The organism is Butyrivibrio sp. FCS006, assembly GCF_000424525.1.
GTDB lineage: Bacteria > Bacillota > Clostridia > Lachnospirales > Lachnospiraceae > Butyrivibrio.
Window position 1 is genome coordinate 346,178 of sequence record NZ_KE384204.1, and the last position, 21,025, is coordinate 367,202.

Here is a 21,025-nt window from a genome sequence, read left to right on the forward strand (position 1 = left end):
ATGAAATTATGTTGTAGTAGTTTTGACGAATTAAAGAAAGAGATTATGGATCTAAAAGGCCGAATTATCATGTTTGGCGCAGGTGCTATTGGTCAAGTCACTACACCTGAAATCCTTAAAGATCTGGGACTGCTTTCATATGTAGATTGCTATCTTGATAATAATGAAGCTAAGTGGGGAACCACTATTGAGGTTTGCGGAGAATCTTTTGAAGTTAAACCGCCTACATACTTGGAATCCTGCAGAGAACATACTATTATTTTGCTTAATATCAGCCGTTTTCCTGATGCTATAAAACAACTTGAGGAAATGCAGTGCACAAAGAACATGGCTTGTTATGTTATGCCTATGATGTTGATCCATAATTATTGCTCGCAGGAATCCCAGGGGAATGTAGTACTGTCTAATGAACCGTTGATTCCCAAAAAACTTCACTATATGTGGTTGGGCGGAAAAGCTTTACCTGAAAACCTAAAGAAGTGCCTTGAGAGTTGGGAAAAGTATTGCCCTGATTATGAAATTATAGAATGGAATGAAGATAATTACGATATAACAAAACATCCATATATGGAACAGGCGTATAAATCTGGTGCTTTCGGATACGTGCCTGACTATGCCCGTATTGATATTTTATATAATCATGGCGGTTTTTATCTCGATACAGATGTTGAGCTGAAAAAGAATATTGATAACCTTCGATTTCAAAGAGCGTTTTGCGGTGTGGAAAAGTGGCAGATTATTAATTTTGGAGGATTAAGCGGCTCCGTTAAGGGGAATCCAATGATAAAGGAATTCCTTGATGCAAGGGAAGAAATCTTTTTCCTTAATGATGATGGCACACAAAATAGGAATACATGCGGTTTTTATGACACAAGGGTGGCTTTGAGTCATGGATATAAGATAAATGGAGAATCTCAGGCAGTAGGAGATATAAATATCTATGCATATGATTATTTCCAGCCATATGATTATATGTCCGGGATCATAAATGAGACGAGAAATACCTACTCAGTCCACTGGTTTAATGGTGGCTGGATGGATGAGCAAATGAAGAAAGCGAATGAAGAAGCCATGAAGATTTATAAGAAAATGTATACAAGAGCTTTAGATTGCGAAGGGGCTGACAAGTAAAGCCATAAGATGTTTCGCGAATATGCTTGTTAAGGAAGGATAATATGAAAGTATACATTTTAGCTCCTGCGAATCGGACCAGTGGAGGGCCGGAGCTCGCACACCAATTATGCTTTGCGATAAACAGGCTGACTGACATCAGGGCGGAAATGTGCTATGTGGATGTAAGGGCGCCTTTTGACAAGGCGCTTGCCGTGGATGCAGAAGTTCCTGCGCCTTATAAAATCTATGAGACTATGCATGTTTCAGATGTTGACGTTATGTGTTCAGAAGACTCCGTGGTGGTTTTTCCGGAAGGTCTTACGCTCAGTATGTCTTATGTTGGCAATGCCCAAAAGGTATTATGGAGGATGAGTGTAGATAATTATATAAAGTCAACTGAAGAGACAAATCTTTCATACATAAATGACAATGTATTCTTTCATCTGTATCAGTCATATTATTCTATTGATTTCATGGCTGAAATGGATACCGCTGGTAAATCTTGATCTTGAGCATATGATACTGATGATGGAAGCGGGAAAGATTTATGTTGATTTTGGAAACCATCCCGGAAAAGACAGAATCCCCAGAGAAGCTGCGGCCAATGGATGCTGTGTTATCACAAACAAAAAGGGATCAGCTGCGTTTGTGAAAGACGTTCCAATACCTGACGAGTATAAATTTGACTGCCCTGCTGAGCAGTTAGACCAAATAGATGCTTTGCTGAAAGATATATGCGGTGATTTTGAAAAGCATCAGAATAAATTTCAGAATTACAGGCAGATCATAGCTTCTGAAAAGAAATCCTTTGAAGAGGATACAATTAAATTTATCGATACCATGCAGAAACTAATTCCGTAATACAGATTTCTGAAAAAATAATAAATTTTCTGAAACTATTATTTTTTTGAAACAAAATTCCGATAAAATATAAGTGGGAGTTTATACACTTTTTAGTTGGAGAGGGTTATGAAAAACAGGGTAGTTTCTTTTTTTATTGCAAGTATTCTGGCTGTTTCAAGTATAGGGTATACATCGTTTGATATTCTGCCTGCGTATGCGCTTGATGATGAGAGTACTGAGGTGCAGGAAGAAGCGGAGGATGACGATAAGCCCGTCGAGGAGGAGAGTGCTGAATCAGAAGATGCGGCAGAGTCCTATTCTGAGAGTGAGCCTGCAGATGTGAAGATCATCAGCTTTGATGACCTTCCCGAAGATGTCGCCTATCAGGAGGTGAAGGCAGGCACGGCACTCGATGAGATCATTTTCCCTGATACATTGCGAATAGATGTTGTCCCGGACCCTGACAGGCAGGAGCGCCTCATCAGGGAGCTGGGCAAAGAGAGACAGGACAGAGAGGCACCTGAGGAAGACGAGGGGGCCGATTTACTGATGCCTTCAGAAAAAGGCGAGGAGGAAGGCGCTGCAGGCGAGGAAAAAGATGCTGCTTCAGAAGGAGACTCTGAATCTGATGAGGATGAGATAATCTTTTTTGACTCAGATACAGGCGAGGCTTCTGTAGGTGTGATCGGAGACGGGGATGAGGGCGAAGACAGCGGCTACGAAAGCGAAGATTCCGGCAGACAGGAAGACAAAAGTGAGGATGCGCGCAGTTCATCAGATAAAGAGACCAAAGAATCCGAGAGTGCCAGGTCACCTGAACAGACGGAAGGAAACGGTGGAACCGGGACTCCCGGCATGACAGATGAAGCTGAAAAGGATGAGTCTTCAGACGATGCAGGCAGTGACGGGCTTATTGGCAGGATAAAGTCAGCATTTGGTGAGCTCAAAGTTTATGCTGCGGATGATTCTGCAGATTCAGATAATGCAGGCTCAAAAGCACATACAGAGATAACAGATAAAGATGCAGAGGCCGCAGATACAGAAATTTCTCACACTGAAGACAAACAGTCCGACTCAGGAAATAATGCATCATCAGATTACACGAATTCTTTAGATGACGACTCGAATGGCGACTCAAATGCCGATTTAGACGATGCCAGAGATGACATCGAAGTAAGCCATGAGATGGTATCCGGTATCAAGTGGATCCTGGATCCACTAAGCAATACCACTGACACATACGACCCTGATCTTGTCGGGCATGAGTATGTGTTTATTCCTGTGCTTCTGATCCCTGATTTCTACTATATCGAGGCTGAGCTCCCCACAGTGACGGTAAGGATCCTTGAGGACAACTATGCTTTTGATGAGACGGTAGAAGTTGATGGAGTCAGGATCAGAGTAAGAGCTGAAGAAGGCGTGTTCCCTGAAGGTTCAGCTCTATCTGCCAAAAAGCTTGAAGAAGAGGATGAGCAGACAGTTCAGGAAGCAGTTATGGATAGTACTGAGGAACAGGGCTTTGTTGTCAGGTCCTATTCCTTTGACATTAAAGTCCTTGATGAGGATGAAAAAGAGATCCAGCCGAACACCGAAAAGGGTAAGGTCATAATCTCTTTTGAAACAGAAGAAGCTGAGAATGAAGAGCTTGTTGCTGACATCTATCATGTCATGGAAGATGACTCAGCAGAGTCTGTAGCAGACGATAAAACTACAGTTGGAACAACTGAAGATGCTGCCAGCGATGATACCGAAGACGCAGCCAAATATGATACTGAAAACTCTGCCGATGGTGCTGCCAAGTTAACTTCCAACACCTCCGGTGAGATCGAAGTTGAAAAGCTAATGTCCGTCATAGTCGACGGAGAGGAAACCAAAGCTGTCGAGGCCGTTACTGACGGCTTTTCCAAGTACATGCTGGTATTTACCTGTGATGAATTTGATATCGAATGGCCGAGCGATAAAGCATACGTGTGTCTTGACGATGTCTTTTTTAACAACGGATATCTCCTCGGGAATCTGGTAATAGAAGACCCCGAAAAAGACATCGTATACAGCAGTTCTTCGGATTCAAAGTATTTCTATTTTGAGCGGCTGGAAAGTGTTCTTTCTTCAGACGATGATGGCAATGCGGTGCACGATCCGGTAGTTTCAAACGGCTGCTTTGCTGCATCGGATGAGGATACTGCAGCGTGGTACATGATCCTTAAAAAGCCGTTTGAAGGACAGACTAAGAAAGTGAAACTTACGTGTTCCCGTGATGAGTCGCAGAGCACAGTGAACATAAATATCAAGTGTGGCGGCATTGTCGATGCAGAGCTTGTGCACGAGTACCCTTACGGACTGGACCCGGAGGCAATTGCCGGCGACGATACGCCTGATTTTGCGCTTCAGGTCAAGACTGTCTGTGCCAATGAAGGAGGCGCAGGAGTTCTTTATCAGTGGCAGTACAAAAAGAGCGGCAGCGAAGAATGGAAGGATATAGACCTTGCACACTCGAATGTGTTTGGCGGCATTTTTGAAGATGCACCTTACGCAGCAGGGGACTGGTTCAGGTGCCTTGTAAACGGAACAGCCACCAGGGAAGTTCAGGTTATAAACGCATCTTCTGACAGCAAAAGAGTCTGGACAGATCCTTATAATGACGACAGTGACAGATGCTATATAAGTAACGGGACTGTGGCTTATACAATTGATACTTCTTCGGGAAGTACTGTTGTCGACGTGGTGGGAGAGTTTGCCAAAGGCGGCAAGGCATATATGATTCAGACCACAAACGGCGGCAAAGGCTGGACAATCATTACAGGTACTGATGTTGCGCCAACGCAAGGGTCTTTTGACACTGACACAGCTGTCCTTGATGATCTGTACCTTGGATTTTCTGATGAAGATACGCTGAAGATTTGTGTGGAAGCAGATCTTGGGGATGAAGAACATTCGCTTGCCATTGGCACGGACTGTGCCATTGGAAGCGGGGAGATCAAGGATATCGTTCCTCTGACGGGAACGCTTATCGGCAATGTTGATGCGCAAAAGAGTATTACAAAGGTTTCCTACATCGGAATCGGCAGCAGGGATGCTGCACAGACGGCCATGAACAATGATAAGGGAAAAGAGTATCCTGCAATCTCTGTTGTCCCAGTAACTGTGCATGGACTGAGGGTTTGGATTGGCAGCGATGCGGCTCCCGAGCCATACAAATTTGCAGATGGAACGGCAACGGTAAAAGTTGACGGGCAGGCTTTTGCCAATGTGAAGCTTCTTAGTGAAAACAAGTCCGCTGGCGAAGCTCTTTCATGGCTTGACGCGGGGGCAGGATCCACGGTGAAGTTTGACTTTGAAATCGGGTCACTGGCAACTGCAACCTCATTTAAGAATGTAAAAGATGCAAAGTACGAGTATTCTGCCAAGAGCTCGAACATCAAAAACGGAAAGCTCGTAGGAGAAGAACTCAAAAAATATGCGATCACAGTAGCTGATCCCATGGACTCTGTTCTTGAGACGCTGAAGATCAAGACACCTTCATCCGTCAATTCCTCGCTCTCAAGTAAGGCAAGAGCAACCGCATCAGGTTCGACTTCCACTACAAACACAGCCAACAGCTATAAAGCAGATTTCCTTGATATCTCAATTCTTCAGACTTCTGATAATGATGCTTACAACAACAAGACCGTTACTGAAGTGAGAAAAGACAGCAAGGACAGGTCAAGTGCTGCAATGCCTCTGAAGATCGAGCTGACTTATGACTTCTCGGATAAAGATGGCATAAAGCTGTTCAGGGAGCACAACGGAACTGTTGAAGAACTCACAGAGAAAAGTGGCGGTGCAGACGGGACCTATACGCTGGATGAGGAGGATGGAAAGATCTATGTCTATTCCTACAAGTTCTCCCAGTTTGCGGTGGCTTATAAACAGGAGGTCTATTACACCGTTACATTTGATGACGGCACAAGTAAGAATACGGTAAAAGTAAAGGCCGGTGAGAAGGTTACTAAGCCTGCAGACCCTACAAGGGAAGGGTATATATTTAAGGGCTGGTACACCAAAAACTCAACATTAAGTTCTTCAACTACAACAAGCAGTGCGACTTCCGCTTCAGTTTTCAACTTTGACACAGCCATAACCAAGGACATCACGCTGGTGGCAGGATGGACAGCTACAAAGGACAACAAGAAGGGAAACGGCGAAGACAGTGAGAATGATTCAAGAGCTCCCAAGATGGGTGACAACATCCATGCAGTTTGGCTATGGGTACTCATTCTGGCAGCAGGAGCAGTTACTTTCGCGCTTGCCTTAAGAGAACTCAGGGATGCCAAAAAGCCTCATTCCGATAAAGAGAAGTCTCCCTCCAAACTTAAAAGAGCATTATTGGTCCTTGGAATAATTGTCATTACGACCGCTAAGTTTTTTGCCCGCAAGATCAGAGAGAACAGGATAAAAGTTCTTTTGGCTGCCGGCGGAGCCGCTGTGATAGTATCGGTATTAGCCCTGGTATCCACAATGCTCCAGTATAAGGTTTCTGAGGATCTGTACGACGGAGCAGAGGAGATCTATGTGGAGGAATCTGCGGAAGAAATACCTGATAACCTCGAGGAAAAGACAGCGGACAATACGCCCAAAGAAGCTGAGCACGGCTGGTGGGACTGCGTTGATGTAAATGTCAGACAGCTGTCTGAAGACTATCCTGATGTGGTGGGCTGGATATACTTTGAAAATGAGGATATCAGCTATCCTATAATGTACTCAGGGGACAACGAAAAGTATCTGAGAACTGCTTACACAGGTGAGAAGGCCAGGGCCGGCTCCATCTTTGTTGACGGTGAGTCGACACCGGATTTTTCTGATCCGCACAGCCTGATCTACGGACATAACATGCGTGACCGCTCCATGTTCGGTAAACTGCGCAATTACAGGAATGAACCGGATTACTATGAAGATCATCAGTACTTCCAGGTTTTTACCAGGGACAGTGTGTACAGATACAGGATCTTTGCCTGTGATGTAGTGCCTGACAATCACGATGTATTCTGGGCTTTTGGAAAAGAACCCGCGAACTACTGGAAGATGCTTAAGGAAGTTGAGCGCGATTCATTCATAAACACGGGAATTGAGGCTAATGAATCTGACCATGTGATAACACTTGCCACCTGCACTGAAAATGATGAAGAGAGACTTATTGTGTGTGCAGTAAGAACGGATGAATATAATTACCAACAGTGATATTTCTATTAAATTTTCCTAAAATCTAAGATTTTGCCCCGGTATGTCGATATACTATATGTACCAGTAGTATGTTTTTTTATCGTACAGGAAAGGCGCGGGGATGTTTCCGATGAGAAATATTCTGGCAAAAATCCCATGGATGGGCATAGCGGCGCTACTCATGACGCTTATCATGGTCCTTGATCCTGTTCTTGCGCTGGCCGAAGAATCCGGATCCGGTGAGGAGATTGTGTTCTTTTCTTCTGATGGAAACGAGACAGTAGTTGGCGGAAACAGCAGTGACAGTGATGAAAGTGATGACACTTACTTCGAAGGGTCGATACAGGGTAAGACAGCTGCAATAATTGATGATGATGAGATCTGGGCTCTTGTTGATAAAGAGGAGCTTAGGTCTCTTGTTGACGTGGATGAGCTCAGGTCTTCCATAGATGTACACTCACTAATCGACAGCATTGACAAAGATGAGCTTCGTGCCGGGATTGATGGCATGGAACTTCTTTCGAAGATAAGCGAAGAAGAGCTCAAAGAAGAGTTTGCTGAGCGCAAGCTTGATGAGGAGTATTTTGTAATAGATGAGGAGACCAGCGAGGGAAGGAGCGTCACCAAAGAAGAGTATATTGAGCTTAAGGGTGATGTTACAGAAGATGCCGCAGATGATGCAGACAGCTCTTTTGCCGAAAAAATAGATGAAGAGACTGTTGTGCTTGAAGACGGAAGGGAAGTGACCACTTTTAAGGTCAAACTTCCTGAAGGAGTGGCGGACAGTCACCCCATAGATGTCACCAATGTACAGCTTCCTGTCATAGGAGCCACCAGTCCGTTTGATTTTATCATTGATCCTATGAGCCTTATCTACGAGACCGATGCAGCCAAGTACGGCGGCGGAAGGGTTGAGGAAGGTGCAAGTGTCCTTTTCAGGAACAGCAAAGGTGAGTACGATTTCTCGCACAAAAGCGATATGCATGAGGTGATCAACAAAAGCAACGTTCCTGTGAGGATCACTATTTCAGCAAGTATTCAGAATCCGGATTCGGTTCCTCTTGTGACAAGTCTCTCGGAGCTCTCAGGCGATAAGCCGTCTCTGTTCATGGCACTTGCTGATGACTACGGCATTGCTTCCGTAATTACAAGCTATGATGAAGCTTCATTTGAAGTTACCCTTAATGCTGCTCCGGATGGAACCTATGTATATGCCTACAACGAGGCGACCGGAAGCTACGATTATGCTTTTGCAGAAGGTGCGGAGAATGCAGAGTTTGACGCTGTCTCTTTCGGTATCATCGCTTCCTGCAATACAGAAGCGGACTGGACTCAGGTAGAGTCCTGGCCGGTGATCAACGTCAACTGGAAGGTCACTCCAATGCTGACCGACTGGGATGAGGTGATCGGAGAGGATTCCTATGAGGCGGCAATGAAGCTTACAGAGACTGAGGAGTTTGACGCGTTTAAGCTGGTCAAAGCTGCAGAACTCGCAGAAGAAAGGCTCATTGAGCTGATCCTTGAGAAGGTTAATGAGTTAAAAGATGAGGCTCTTGAGAAGCTGATAGAGGAAGAGATCACAAAGCTTGCCTATCGGAAATATGCAGAAGTTCTGGGCGAAGCGGATGAGCGCGATGTGGAAGAAAAGACCTCTGAGAGCGGTGAAAGCGATGATACGGTTAAAATAATCGAAAGTTCTGACACCGAAGAATCTGTGAACATAATAGAAAGCGGCGGCGAAGAGGCGCCTGATATAACCGAGAGCGATCCGCCTGCTGACAAAACAGGTGATCCGGGATCTGAGGAAGAGGACATTAAGGTTGAGGAGACAAAAGATCCTCAGGCGGAATCTGAAACAGAGTTTAAAGAAAGCGATACGAGTGAGGGAAGTGATACCCGCGAAAGCGGCGAAGCAGTTGAGTTCTTTGAAGCTGCAGGCGAATGAATGCACATGGTCTATCAGATTTTCTGAGAAGCAGGAGATCGTAAAGAAAAGTCGAAGTAATGAAATAACGGTGAGAGACCTGCCGAAAATGGCAGGTCTTTTCAGATATTAAGAGCGAAGTTACAGGAGGCACGCCTATGAATATTGCAATCATCCTGGCCGGAGGTACCGGCAGCAGAATTAAATCAGATATCCCCAAGCAGTTCATCGAACTTTCAGGCCAGATGATGATAATGCATGCCCTTGCTCCCTTTGGCGAGAGTGACATGATCGACAACATTCAGATCGTAGCTGATGAGAGCTGGCGGGAGAAGATTGAAGATGCAATCTTTGAGGACCCTGAGAGCGCGGTTGCTGAGAAGTTTCTGGGATTCTCTGATCCGGGCGAGAACAGGCAGATGTCTATATATAATGCCATGAAGGACTTAAAGCAGATTTTTGACGTTGCTCGTACTAACGATGACAGTGCAAATGTCAGTGCGGATGCAAAAGAGAATGCTGACTGTTCCAAGTTCATGGTTCATAGCAAATACAAAGTCATCGACAACATTATCATCCACGACGCAGCGCGCCTATTCGTTACAGTGGAGAATATCGATGAATGCATCAAGGCGCTGGACGATCACGAAGGTGCAATGCCGGTTCTTCCTATGAAAGACACGGTGTATTTTAGTCGCACAGGTAAGCGTGTTGACGAGCTTTTGAATCGCAGCTGCATATACGCCGGGCAGGCGCCGGAAGCCTTCCGCTTTGATAAGTATATGGAGGCGAATGAAGCTCTTTTACCCGATAAGATTCTCATGATCAAGGGCTCTACAGAACCGGCAATTATGGCAGGACTTGACGTGGCCATGATTCCGGGGGATCAGAGGAACTTTAAGGTTACTACTGATGAAGATCTGGCAAGAGCTAGGGAGATATTGGAGTGAAAGCACAAATCTTATATGGTATAGGAAATATAAAATACACAGAGGCTGAGAAGCCGGTTCCGAATGAGGAACAGGCGCTCATTAAGGTGACCAGATGTGGCATTTGTGGTTCCGATGTCCCAAGAGTGTTCAAGACCGGTGCGCATAACATGCCACTGATTCCGGGGCACGAGATGACCGGAACTGTGGAAGAATGCAAGGCGAGACCTGAGATTGTTGGGAAAAGAGTGGGCATCTTCCCTCTTATTCCTTGCAAGAAATGTCCGCAGTGCCTATCGGGACACTATGAAATGTGCGAGAACTACAATTATCTGGGATCGCGCTGTGATGGCGGATTTGCGGAATACTTGGTGGCTCCGGTATGGAACCTGTTGCCGTTACCCGATGAGATATCTGATGATGAAGCTGCTATGTTGGAACCCATGGCTGTGGCGGTGCATGCTATAAGGCAGGTTGGGCTGCTTGATAATTCTACGGCGAAGGCTGCAGATTCCAATATAGTTGTCTGCGGACTTGGCACCATTGGGCTGTTCGTGGCCATGTTCTTAAAAAATGCGGGATATCGAAATGTCTTTTGCATTGGAAATAAGGACGTACAACTGGAGAAGCTCCTGGCTATGGGCTATGAGCCTGATCATTTCTGTGATGTAAGACGCCGTGAGCCGGAGGACTATGTACTTGAGAAGACTGATGGCAAAAGAGCTGATGTCTATTTCGAGTGCATCGGCCGCTCTGAGAGCTATGAGCAGGCTGTAAAATGTGTCGGTCCGTTGGGCAGAGTGATGCTGGTTGGTAATCCGGCGTCGGATATGGAACTTACCCGTCAGACATACTGGCAGATACTTAGAAATCAGCTGACCCTGAAAGGAACCTGGAATTCCGGATTCAGCGGAATAGACGGAAGTGACGATGACTGGCGTTACGTATTAGAACGCCTTACTAACTGGAAGATGGACTTCAGACCGTCTGAACTCATTACGCATCGCATCGGACTTGAGCATCTTCAGGACGGGCTGGACATCATGCGCCGCAAGTCTGAGGAATATGTAAAGATTATGGTTAATTAAGTATGGCGCGGAAGTTCTGGGATTTTGCTATGACACAGGACACGGAAATCTTGTCGGTCTTGATCCATACAAGTTCATTACCACGTTGGGCAAGCGCCTTAAGGTGCTTCACATACATGAGAATGACGGCATTGCAGATCTTCATCAGCTGCCGTTTACATTTACCAGGACCAGAGAAAACACCAGTGTTCTTGACTGGGAAGGCGTGCTCAGAGCACTTAAGGAGATTGGATTTGAGGATGCCCTAAGCTTTGAGACAGCACCTGTACTTGATTGTTTCCCTGTGGAGCTTAAGGAAGATGCGCTTCACATGATTGCCCGAATCGGAGAGTATTTCAAAACAAGAATCGAAGAGTAAATCACGGAGGACGCCTATGAAGCTTGGAATTATCGGCACCGGACGAATTGCAAAGCGTGCGCTGAAGGAACTGGAATATGTTCCGGAAATTGAAGTGGTTTCTGTATACAATCCCAATTACGATCATGCGAAGGAGTTTGCGAAGAGAGTAATTGGTGCCAAGGCGGCGCCGAACCTCGAGGTCTTCGGAGAGACGGTAGATGCTGTATACATAGCGACTCCTCACGGCACGCATCATTATTATGCCAAGAGAATGCTTGAGATTGGGAAGCATGTACTTTGCGAGAAACCCATGGTCATGGGTGCTGATATGGCAAAAGAGCTTTATGATCTGGCGCAGAAAAAGAATGCCGTCATAATGGAAGCAATAAAGACCGCGTATTGTCCGGGATTTCTAGGGCTTGAGGAGGTTGTTTCCAGTGGCGTTATCGGTGATATAGTAGATGTTGAAGCAGCATTTACCAGGCTTACACTTCCAGGAGGCAGAGAGTTTGACCCTTCGGCATATGGCGGATCTTTTACCGAATTTGGAACTTACAATATGCTGCCAATATTCAGGTTTCTCGGTACTGATTACAGCGATGTGAGATTCCAGAGCATTATAACTGAGGCGGGAGTTGACGGATATACTAAAGCGATCTTTTCTTATGCAGAAGCCGGTGAGTCATCCATCCGCGCCACAGCCACAGCCAAGTGCGGTCTTACAGCTAAGAGCGAAGGTCAGCTTGTTATAGCCGGAACCAAAGGCTACATCCTGGCTCCGTCACCCTGGTGGCGCACGAAATACTTTGAAGTCCGCTACGAGGATCCAAACAAGATTGACAGGTACAATTATGATTTTGAGAGCGACGGACTGCGCTATGAGTTCAGTGAATTCGTAAGGAGAATCGATGAACTTGCGGACGCGACAGGACTTTCGCCGGAGCAGGAGCTCTTTTACCAAAAAGAGAGAAACGAGGCTATTACAAGAGCTGAGGTTTTTTCAAAATACATTAAGAAATAAGGAGGCCACACCATGAAAATCTGGGCACACAGAGGATGCTCGCAAATTTATCCCGAAAACACACTTACAGCCTTTGAGAAGGCGATGAATATACCGCACCTTGCCGGAATCGAGCTGGACATTCAGCTGACAAGCGACGGGGAGCTGGTGGTGATCCACGATGAGCGCGTAGACCGCACCACTGATGGATTTGGCTACGTACGTGATTTTTCGTTAAAAGAGCTTAAGGCGCTCCACATCTACGCCGGCAAAATGAAATCTGAAACCATCCCTACCATGAAAGAGGTTTTGGAGCTCCTTGCACCGGAGCTGAAAAAGGATCTGCGCCTCAATATAGAGCTGAAGACCAGTGTTTACAACTATCCCGGCATTGAGGAGAAGATCGTTAAGCTGGTTGGAGATATGGGGCTTGCAGATTCCATCGTTTACTCCAGTTTCTATCCGGAATCACTGGTGAAGGTTCACGAGCTTGAGCCGACTGCCAAGCTGGGCGTTCTTGATGACCTTTTGTCCAACTGCCTGTACAAGGCCATCGGACTTGAGTCCCTTTGGGATGACATAGAGAAAGGCAGCATTGCCCTTCATCCCGGCGGAATGCATCTGGACCTTCCTGTGGAGAAGCTCCAGGGCCGCACTGTACGTGCCTGGTTTGGAGGACATTTATATCCGGAATTGCCTACCGGAGGCAAGATGTCTTTTGACAAATACGAGGCAGCAGGCGTTACCGATGTGTTCCTGAATGAGCCGGACAAGTACCTGTAAGACAAAATGTTTTGGGGTAAAACAGGCAGTTTTAAGGGCAGTTTTAATCGAAAAACAAACACTTGTTCGATTTGTTCTCATGTGTTATTATTCTTCTACCAGATATGAAAACGGAGCGATATTTGAATGGAGACGAATATAGCACAGGCGGTTGATATTACTTATGACAGAGCAAGGTATGACGAGAGTGTAAAAGAGTTATTGGCGGATAAACAGATCCTTGCCAGGATTCTCAAATACACGCTTGATGAGTTTAAAGACACCGACATTAAAACCATAATAGCTAATATTGATGAACCGGAAGTGTCTAGGGTCCGACTTGAACCCGGGCATACTAACACTGATAAGATAAAGAAAAGCTCAGAAGAAGACAGTGTTCTGGGCGAAGGTAAGATATTTTTTGATATTAGATTCTCGGTATATTGTGGTGATGATCTTATCAAAGTTCTGATAAACATAGAGGCTCAGAAGAGTTCTGATGTATCGAAGCTTGGATATCACTTGGATAATAGAATCATCTACTATCTTGGACGCATGATTTCGTCCCAGAAGGAAGTTGAATTTACCAAGTCTGATTATGATAACCTGAAGGCGGTCCGAAGTATATGGATCTGTATGGATGCAGGCGATAACGAGGACTCTATAATTCGGATGAACTTGACGCAGGAGAGTATATTTGGAAGCGGTATGAATCTTCCTAACATAGACAAAGTCCAAGGTGTTATAATTAGGCTGAGGAGTAATGAAAACTCAGAAGAATCCAAGAATACATTAATTGCTATGTTGGAAGAACTTCTAAAAAAAGAAGTTGCCGATGTTAAGAAGAAACATCTTTCCGAGAAGTATGGTCTGGAAATGACAAGAGATACTGAGAAAAAGGTGAACATTATGTGTAATTTGAGTGAAGTTGTTTTAGAGAAAGGTATAGAAAAGGGCATAGAGAAAGGCATAGACTCTACTATTGAGAATATGTTGACTTCGGGAAGCTTTACTGATGAGCAGATTTGCGTTGCAACAGGCAAGAACATTGACTATATTATTGAGTTTAAAAAAGGCCTCGGAAAGAGGTAAAGACTGCAACAATCACTTTGTCTTATTGAACTCTCCTTATGGGGAGTTCTTTTTTTACCTCACACTTTGATAATAAGGTTAAAAAAGTTAAAATAAGTTTAAGCAAAGTATTCGCAAGCGGCTACGACTGTAAGATAGATGAGGAATATGTAATGGAAAACTTTGATGTTGATTGGGGCAATAACAATAACAAAAACAGCGATACCCTGAACATGCAGGTCTCTTTGGCTTGCAAGAAAGACGGTCAGAAAGTCGTATATGTGACTTTTTCCGATGCTACGCGCTTTGCGGAGGGTGAAATCCCCAGCTGCAAGATAACCACAAACCGAGGTTTTACGCCGGAAGAGGTGGCAAATCTTGAGCGCTACCTCAAAGACAATATAGATGAACTAAACAAAACCGCCGCCGGGATTGACCCCATAAGGGCGTTGTTCAAGTAACCAAATATCATATCCAAACGCAAAAGGAGCAGCCCCCAAAAGGCTACTCCTTCTTATATTAATATTCTTTAATATCCTTCTCTAATAAGTTTTCCCCTCATCCAACCTTCTTCAGCCCGCTAACCACATTGAAGGCCTGTGCCTGCCTCATCCTCTCAGCAGTAACGCGCATCTTTCTGATCAGATATGCGATGATTCCTGAAATTGTAAGGCCTGCGATTGAAACTACGACACCGAAGGCATTTGCTCCGAGTGCTGCACCCATGATCAGGGCGGTAGTATCCAGTATTATGCAAAAGAATGCGAATCCGCTTAAAATGTTAAACGAGTTTGCCAGGGGGCTTGTGGTGGCAACCAGGAAACAGAATATTGAAAGCAGTATACCGTCTGCTATGAACACGATTCCGTGGGTTACTGCAAAGAACAGCAGGTGTGATGAGCCGCCCAGGAGGCTGTAGCCCTTCATCATGCTCATGGCGCTTCCAACGATCATTGTGCCACCGAATATTATCATGGCGATTCCCAGTATGATAGTTGCCAGAGCCAGGTCTGAAACACAATCAATCAAACGTATCTTATTATTCTTTAAATTTCTCATACCCTTTTTTCTCCATACTTTCTTCTCGATCCCACTCGAGAAACAAAATTCTTTTTCCCAACACAATTATTTGATTTACAAGATATAGTATAAGTGATAAAACGAACGAAAACGATTAAGAAAGTATAAAAAGACTTAAAACAAACAATTACAGCTTTATAAAATTGACAGTACCATTTATTATTTACTACTATAAATGGTAGGAGAAAACGTGGTGGACAGTCTGCTGCGAAAGTAAAAGATTATGAGTGAAAAAGCAAAGAAAGTATCGATAATCATACCTATGTATAATGTGGCACCTCATGCCAAAAAGTGTGTGGAGAGTGTGCTGCATCAGACATACAAAGAACTTGAGATCATAATCATAAATGATGGCTCCACAGACAACACGATGTCTGTTGTGGCTCCATTTAGAGATTTGGATGAAAGGCTCAAGATAATCTCATGGCCGAATCATGGGGTGAGCGCTGCCCGTAATCTGGGAATTGAGATTGCTACCGGAGAGTTCATTTTCTTTTTGGATGGTGATGATTGGATAGCAGATAATTGCATAGAACGTTTGATATGTGAACAGGAGCGTGAAAACAGCGATATAGTGGTAGGAAACTATCATCGCTTTCGAACTTCAAGTAGTAGTTTTCTTATTCATGTTCCAGAAGAAAACTACTATACAAAGACTTATACGCCTGCAGAGTGGTTTGCTGAATATGAGGATAGTTCTGAGTATGTACTTTTCGTAGTACCTTGGGGAAAGCTGTACAGGAAAAAACTGTTTAGTAATGTCAGATTCCCGGTGGGCGTGAAAATGGAAGATGCTTATACCACTTATCTGACATATCTCCTGGCTGATATAATTGCTTTCGTAAACGAGCCAATATATGTATATCGCATTAACGAAAGTGGTGCTATGGGATCATCATCTGAAATTGAAAAGAATCCGATCAAATGTCTGGAAGAAGAGGGAATGTTGCTATCCATGCTGGGAATGGATATGAAAGTAGTAATGAAGAAATATCACGAGCGAATCCTTATTCTCAAAGAACAACTGATGCAATCAGGGGATACCGGAAACAATTATCATAAAGTAATGTCTTATTTAGAAATATTAGATAAATACGGATACCGGCCGGACTGATTTCTAGAAAAAGAGGACGCGTTATGAATGAAAAAGCAACGAAAATATCAATAATCATACCGGTATACAATGTGGCACCATATATCAAAAAGTGTGTGGAAAGTGTGCTGCATCAGACATACATGGATATTGAGATCATAGTCATCAATGATGGTTCTCCGGATGATTCTATGTCTGTTTTGGAGCAATTCAAAGATATGGATGAGAGACTTAGGATCATCTCATGGCCGAATCATGGAGTGAGTGCTGCTCGAAATTTGGGGATCGAGATTGCTACCGGAGGATTTGTTTTTTTCTTAGATGGTGACGACTGGCTAGAAAATAACTGCATAGAACGTCTGGTATGTGAACAGAATCGTGAGAACAGCGATGTGGTGGTAGGAAATTACCATCGGTTTCGAGATTCAACCGGTAGTTTTCTGGTTCATGTTCCGAAAGAAAAATATTTTACGAAGTCTTATACACCTGCAGAGTGGTTTAGAGATTATGAGGATAGTACTGAGGCACTGCTCTTTACAATAGTTTGTGGAAAGCTTTACAGGAAAGCGCTGTTTCGTAATGTCAGATACCCTGAGGGCATAAGAATGGAAGATGCATACACCACTTATCTGACATATCTTTTGGCCGATCGAATTACTTTTATAAATGAGCCATTATACATATATCGTATTAACGAAAACAGTATTATGAGATCGGCACCTGAAATTAAAAAGGAACCAATCGATTGTCTGGAAGAAGAGTGCATGCTATTAAATATGATCGGAATGGATACGAAAGCTGTTAAAAAACTTTATTACAAGCGATTGATCTTCCATAAAGAGAGCTTGATGAAATCGGGTGATATCGGGAACAATTATCATAAAGTATCGTCCTATTTAGAGATTTTAAATAAATACGGATATCGACCGGACTGATTTCCGGAAAAAAGGCGTCTGTCACAATACATTGTGATAAGCGCCTTTTTAATTTTGTCTATTATGTTAAAAGAGATTTCGGATTCAGTTTTCTTGATATAAAACGGAAAATACTGCATCTATAAGCATTTTTTTAGTAAAATAGCCATTTTTGATCAAGAAATTAAAGTTCTGAATTCGTTTCACGATAGAGTTGTATTCATCAGTGGTCATATTCTGAATCAGGGCATCTGCTTCTTCCAGCGTATCAACAACAAACGCTACCTGATTGTCTAGAAGCAGTTTTTCTGCAGCCAACCCTTTTTTTACGATCAAAGGGATTCCGGCAGCTAAAAAAGTACCGATTTTATAGGGGAGCAGAAGATCGTAGTAATTGTTTGCTTCAGAAGAAGGCCATACCAGACCAAATCCTCCCTGAGCGAGATTACTAAGTAATGGCATATCTTTCATATAAGGAAAGACGGTAACATTTTTTCCGGTGGTGTCATAAGCTTCACCAGTGTATAGATCCAAGATTGTCTGATAGTGCCAGTCCAACAGGAATGGAAAGCGAGACGGAGCCCCCGTGAATATCATTTTCTTTTGGAAAGAAGGAGTAGGAAGCTCATTGGAAACAGGATAATCAAACAATTTCTGAATCATGTACTTTTTTTCTTGCAGACCGTGTTCGCGGAGAAGATCGTACATCTTTTGCGAGGGAACGATCAAAAGATCAGCATTATTATATATGTCTATGGTCTCGCGAAGACGTGATTCAGGGGCGTCAAATGCCAGGGATATTACGTCATGTATCATGATAATAAGCTTGGTATTTGGATAAGCTTTTATCTTGTTGACGAGGCGTCTCGGGAAACGGAGCCCGTTCCAGGTAGGAGTTTGGACAATAACAATATCATTCGCTTGGACAGCAGCAATGATTCCGTCTAAACGACATCCCATTGCGTGGTCATCATCTACATTAATATTATATTTAAAGAGACCCATTTCGTGAAAGCCGAGTTCTCGTCCGATCTTTGCAACATTTTGTTGCGCGATTCCCTGAGTTCCTGGCTGATTGTATATGTTAGTGATGTGTACTTTCATGCTGCCCCTCCGATTAACGTTTATGTATAGATTGTGTATAGTTAAATTATATCAAAAAAAGTATAAAAAACTTATAAAATTACAAAAATAACTCCGATTATGATTACTAGTATGATGACAGATATTATATTATGAGGAGGCTAAAGGGAAGGCAGAGGGAGAGTTATGAATTACGATATAGGAATGTCACAGAATGGAAAGGGAACCTTTATTATCAAGGTTGAGCATTGTGACAAACAGACATGGCAGGGAGAAGTTCTCTGGGCTGATGAGAGAAAAAGAGAGAAGTTCAGAAGTGCATTAGAGCTTTTGACGTTAATGAATGAGGCTATCAATTCCGCCGCTATGGAGCAGATCGACAATGTAAGAAAACAGGGATGATATACAGTTTTGGAAAAAACTATTCCCGGAAAGCAACTTGGAATGAAACTAATATTCAAAAAAGGGGAAAAATTATATTTTATTTAGAAAATTTTTTCTTGATTTTTTGAATTTGATGATATATTTGGAGCTGGTGATTTGTAACGAATAAATATTTTTTATGAGGAATGAGGATTTTATGGAGAAAAGAGCAGAAAAAATCACAAAACTTGGATTAGCTGCCGGTGTAGTAATCGGTGGTGGCGCAACAGTATCAACAACCGTATATGCGTGTGATGAGCCTGGATTAGAGTCAAACTTGGGCGATGGCCAGGGCGTGCAGACAACTGTAGGTTCACAGGCAACGGAGATTCCAGCTGATACACAGCTGGCAAATAGTGCTTCAGAGGAGGTTACCCCTAGAGAGGAAACTCCTAAGGAAGAAACTCCTAAGGAAGAAACCCCTAAGGAAGAAACTCCTAAGGAGGAGACTCCTAATAATAATGTAGAAGGAACACCTGCTGGTGAAGAGGCAGGTCAGAATAATACTAACCCTGCTCCTGCACCAGCAGATGAGGGTAAGGCATTGAAGGTTAGCCCTCAGCCTATGGTAGCTGAACAGGGTGGAGTTGAAGCTGCTTCTGTAAATAATGTAGTCGATGGTGAAAACGCAGCTCCTGTTGTGGTAGAAAACCTGGTTAGCGTAAATAATACCAGAGCGTTAGCTGCAGCACCTTTAGCCGCAGAAGAGCCTGGAGAAGAGGTTGCTGAAAACGGAGCAGTAACAGAACTTACTGATGAAGAGCTTTCTGAGAGTGCTTCATTGTCCTTGAAGGAAGAAGAAGATGCACTTGCTTCTCAGAGTCAGTCCGCTGCAGATAGCTTAAGTGAAGTTCTGTCTACTTATGCTAACTATAGTGAGCAGGCTTCAGCGTTCCATTCAACTCTGGATTCTGAGAATGAGAGCCTTCAGAATCTTAGTTCTCAGCAGAAATCAGAGTCAGCATCAGTTGCCACATCTGCTTATGCAAGTGAGAGAGCATATGTTTCACAGAACTGGGAGAGCATTTCCACTTCTGCAAGTATTGCACAGTCTGAACTTGCTAACCAGCAGAGCAATTATAATAATGAGTATTCTGAATTTGTGCATGATTCCACTGCGCTTGGAAATATCTGGGCCGGTCATGACAGCGATTGGGCTGTACCATATAGCGGACTGGAGAATCCTACAGATTCAAGGACTGAGAATGTTGTTGTAGGATCAGAGATTCAATCAGAGGTTGTATCTGAAGTTAAGAGCGAAGTTGTATATGGTTCTGAACTTCATTCTGAGTATTTTAACAGCACTTGGGTGGATTGGGATTGGCCATATTATCACCAGAGTCAAGTTTTGAGAAGCTATTATGTGAGCAATAGCCATGTAGAGAGCTATGTGGATAGCCATGTAGAGAGCCATGTGGAGTATCAGAACAGTGAAGTTGATCAGTATAAGGTTCGTGTATTAAAAGACGATTCTTATGGCGATGATAAAGTAACTCCTTTAAAGGAAAAGACAGTACATGGACATCCGGTAGAATTATATGAGGATAGATGGGTTACTAAGGATGAGCAGGAGAGTCTTATAACTTCACTCAGCACGGCTGAATCTATGCATAATTCTATGTATGCTAGTACACATCCTACAAGAGAGTGGTTGCCATCTGCTTCTGATAGTCTGACAAGTCAGTCTGATAGTATTGACAGCAAATCCAATTCTTTATCAGAAGCGTCAGAGTCTATTAGTGAAAGCCAGAGCAAGTCAGATATAACAAGTGAAAGCAATTCTCATGATAATTCTGATAGCGTATCTCTTTCAGAGTCTGAGAGCACTTCAATAAGTAACTCTGCCTCCGAATCATTGTCTGAAATTATAAGTGAGTCAGATAGTGAGATAATATCAATAAGCAATAGTATCAGTGAAGTAATTAGTGAGTCGGATTCAGAAAGTCAGACCCAGAGTGAGTCAAGATCCGTTTCAATGTCTGAGTCGGCAAGTGAAAGTATAAGTGACAGCGAGAGTAAGAGTGAGAGCACTTCTCAGTCAATCGTAGATAGTGAGAGCGAAAGCGTAAGCGATTCTGAGAGCATGAGTGAGTATGAATCAACCAGCAACAGCATCAGCGAGTCAGAGTCAACAAGTAACAGCATCAGCGAGTCTGAATCAAC

General features: G+C 43.6%; 17 protein-coding genes and 1 pseudogene. 16 read left to right on the plus strand and 2 right to left on the minus strand.

Features of this window, described 5'->3' with window-relative positions:
• The 12 genes from G633_RS19430 to G633_RS18430 all read left to right on the plus strand — a co-directional run bounded on the left by G633_RS19430 (window position 1) and on the right by G633_RS18430 (window position 14,730).
• Window positions 1-1,131 (plus strand): glycosyltransferase family 32 protein, encoded by a 1,131-nt coding sequence (locus G633_RS19430; RefSeq protein ID WP_051200196.1) that lies wholly within the window; start codon window positions 1-3, stop codon window positions 1,129-1,131.
• A gap of 44 nt (window positions 1,132-1,175) precedes the next feature.
• Entirely contained in the window at window positions 1,176-1,619 is a 444-nt protein-coding gene (locus G633_RS0112860) for a hypothetical protein (protein ID WP_026520142.1), read from the plus strand.
• Between the two features lie 10 nt (window positions 1,620-1,629).
• A complete protein-coding gene (locus G633_RS18405; protein WP_022770297.1) occupies window positions 1,630-1,974 on the plus strand; it encodes a hypothetical protein in 345 nt (114 codons plus the stop codon).
• A gap of 108 nt (window positions 1,975-2,082) precedes the next feature.
• Window positions 2,083-7,173, plus strand: coding sequence for a class B sortase (locus tag G633_RS19435; protein ID WP_051200198.1), 5,091 nt, complete (start codon window positions 2,083-2,085; stop codon window positions 7,171-7,173).
• Window positions 7,174-7,285: 112 nt separating this feature from the next.
• A complete protein-coding gene (locus tag G633_RS0112875; RefSeq protein ID WP_155834957.1) occupies window positions 7,286-9,100 on the plus strand; it encodes a hypothetical protein in 1,815 nt (604 codons plus the stop codon).
• Window positions 9,101-9,237: 137 nt separating this feature from the next.
• The gene (locus G633_RS0112880; protein ID WP_026520144.1) at window positions 9,238-10,029 is read left to right on the plus strand and encodes an IspD/TarI family cytidylyltransferase; all 792 of its coding nucleotides are present in this window, start codon (window positions 9,238-9,240) and stop codon (window positions 10,027-10,029) included.
• Window positions 10,026-11,096 carry a galactitol-1-phosphate 5-dehydrogenase gene (locus G633_RS0112885; protein ID WP_026520145.1) on the plus strand — a complete coding sequence of 357 codons (1,071 nt, stop codon included), beginning with the start codon at window positions 10,026-10,028 and terminating at the stop codon, window positions 11,094-11,096. The genes G633_RS0112880 and G633_RS0112885 overlap by 4 nt, the downstream gene beginning before the upstream one ends.
• Before the next feature lie 16 nt (window positions 11,097-11,112).
• Window positions 11,113-11,454 (plus strand): sugar phosphate isomerase/epimerase family protein, encoded by a 342-nt coding sequence (locus G633_RS18415; protein WP_242838880.1) that lies wholly within the window; start codon window positions 11,113-11,115, stop codon window positions 11,452-11,454.
• 16 nt (window positions 11,455-11,470) lie between these two features.
• Window positions 11,471-12,457: a Gfo/Idh/MocA family protein gene (locus G633_RS18420; RefSeq protein WP_051154958.1), complete on the plus strand. Its 987-nt coding sequence runs from the start codon at window positions 11,471-11,473 to the stop codon at window positions 12,455-12,457.
• A 12-nt stretch (window positions 12,458-12,469) separates the two neighbouring features.
• Window positions 12,470-13,219 (plus strand): glycerophosphodiester phosphodiesterase family protein, encoded by a 750-nt coding sequence (locus G633_RS0112900; RefSeq protein WP_022770288.1) that lies wholly within the window; start codon window positions 12,470-12,472, stop codon window positions 13,217-13,219.
• 126 nt (window positions 13,220-13,345) lie between these two features.
• The gene (locus G633_RS18425) at window positions 13,346-14,290 is read left to right on the plus strand and encodes a hypothetical protein (protein ID WP_022770286.1); all 945 of its coding nucleotides are present in this window, start codon (window positions 13,346-13,348) and stop codon (window positions 14,288-14,290) included.
• Between the two features lie 152 nt (window positions 14,291-14,442).
• Window positions 14,443-14,730, plus strand: coding sequence for a hypothetical protein (locus tag G633_RS18430; protein WP_022770285.1), 288 nt, complete (start codon window positions 14,443-14,445; stop codon window positions 14,728-14,730).
• 97 nt (window positions 14,731-14,827) lie between these two features.
• On the opposite strand, the gene G633_RS0112915 is transcribed toward G633_RS18430, so the two are convergent.
• Entirely contained in the window at window positions 14,828-15,328 is a 501-nt protein-coding gene (locus G633_RS0112915; RefSeq protein ID WP_022770284.1) for a hypothetical protein, read from the minus strand.
• A 244-nt stretch (window positions 15,329-15,572) separates the two neighbouring features.
• Between G633_RS0112915 and G633_RS0112920 the strand changes: the two genes are divergently transcribed.
• Together G633_RS0112920 and G633_RS0112925 are read left to right on the plus strand one after the other, a co-directional pair.
• On the plus strand, window positions 15,573-16,463 hold the full coding sequence (locus tag G633_RS0112920) for a glycosyltransferase family 2 protein (RefSeq protein WP_026520147.1): 891 nt from the start codon (window positions 15,573-15,575) through the stop codon (window positions 16,461-16,463).
• A gap of 23 nt (window positions 16,464-16,486) precedes the next feature.
• A complete protein-coding gene (locus G633_RS0112925; RefSeq protein WP_026520148.1) occupies window positions 16,487-17,377 on the plus strand; it encodes a glycosyltransferase family 2 protein in 891 nt (296 codons plus the stop codon).
• 84 nt (window positions 17,378-17,461) lie between these two features.
• Here G633_RS0112925 and G633_RS0112930 read toward each other — a convergent pair whose 3' ends face one another.
• Complete coding sequence (locus G633_RS0112930) at window positions 17,462-18,460, minus strand: sugar transferase (RefSeq protein ID WP_026520149.1); 999 nt, start codon at window positions 18,458-18,460, stop codon at window positions 17,462-17,464.
• A gap of 165 nt (window positions 18,461-18,625) precedes the next feature.
• On the opposite strand from G633_RS0112930, the gene G633_RS18435 reads away from it, so the two are divergent.
• Both G633_RS18435 and G633_RS20145 read left to right on the plus strand, forming a co-directional pair.
• Complete coding sequence (locus G633_RS18435; protein ID WP_035771394.1) at window positions 18,626-18,841, plus strand: hypothetical protein; 216 nt, start codon at window positions 18,626-18,628, stop codon at window positions 18,839-18,841.
• A 178-nt stretch (window positions 18,842-19,019) separates the two neighbouring features.
• Window positions 19,020-21,025 (plus strand): annotated as a pseudogene (locus G633_RS20145) (hypothetical protein); the annotation flags it as partial.

Excerpts from the sequence above, each read along its gene's own strand:
- G633_RS0112860 (WP_026520142.1), top strand. The coding sequence starts at position 1,176 with ATGAAAGTATACATTTTAGCTCCTGCGAATCGGACCAGTGGAGGGCCG.
- G633_RS19435 (WP_051200198.1), top strand. The coding sequence starts at position 2,083 with ATGAAAAACAGGGTAGTTTCTTTTTTTATTGCAAGTATTCTGGCTGTT.
- G633_RS0112920 (WP_026520147.1), top strand. The coding sequence starts at position 15,573 with ATGAGTGAAAAAGCAAAGAAAGTATCGATAATCATACCTATGTATAAT.
- G633_RS18430 (WP_022770285.1), top strand. The coding sequence starts at position 14,443 with ATGGAAAACTTTGATGTTGATTGGGGCAATAACAATAACAAAAACAGC.
- G633_RS0112880 (WP_026520144.1), top strand. The coding sequence starts at position 9,238 with ATGAATATTGCAATCATCCTGGCCGGAGGTACCGGCAGCAGAATTAAA.
- G633_RS19430 (WP_051200196.1), top strand. The coding sequence starts at position 1 with ATGAAATTATGTTGTAGTAGTTTTGACGAATTAAAGAAAGAGATTATG.
- G633_RS0112900 (WP_022770288.1), top strand. The coding sequence starts at position 12,470 with ATGAAAATCTGGGCACACAGAGGATGCTCGCAAATTTATCCCGAAAAC.
- G633_RS0112930 (WP_026520149.1), bottom strand. The coding sequence starts at position 18,460 with ATGAAAGTACACATCACTAACATATACAATCAGCCAGGAACTCAGGGA.
- G633_RS18425 (WP_022770286.1), top strand. The coding sequence starts at position 13,346 with ATGGAGACGAATATAGCACAGGCGGTTGATATTACTTATGACAGAGCA.
- G633_RS18420 (WP_051154958.1), top strand. The coding sequence starts at position 11,471 with ATGAAGCTTGGAATTATCGGCACCGGACGAATTGCAAAGCGTGCGCTG.
- G633_RS0112875 (WP_155834957.1), top strand. The coding sequence starts at position 7,286 with ATGAGAAATATTCTGGCAAAAATCCCATGGATGGGCATAGCGGCGCTA.
- G633_RS0112915 (WP_022770284.1), bottom strand. The coding sequence starts at position 15,328 with ATGAGAAATTTAAAGAATAATAAGATACGTTTGATTGATTGTGTTTCA.
- G633_RS18405 (WP_022770297.1), top strand. The coding sequence starts at position 1,630 with ATGATACTGATGATGGAAGCGGGAAAGATTTATGTTGATTTTGGAAAC.
- G633_RS18435 (WP_035771394.1), top strand. The coding sequence starts at position 18,626 with ATGAATTACGATATAGGAATGTCACAGAATGGAAAGGGAACCTTTATT.
- G633_RS0112925 (WP_026520148.1), top strand. The coding sequence starts at position 16,487 with ATGAATGAAAAAGCAACGAAAATATCAATAATCATACCGGTATACAAT.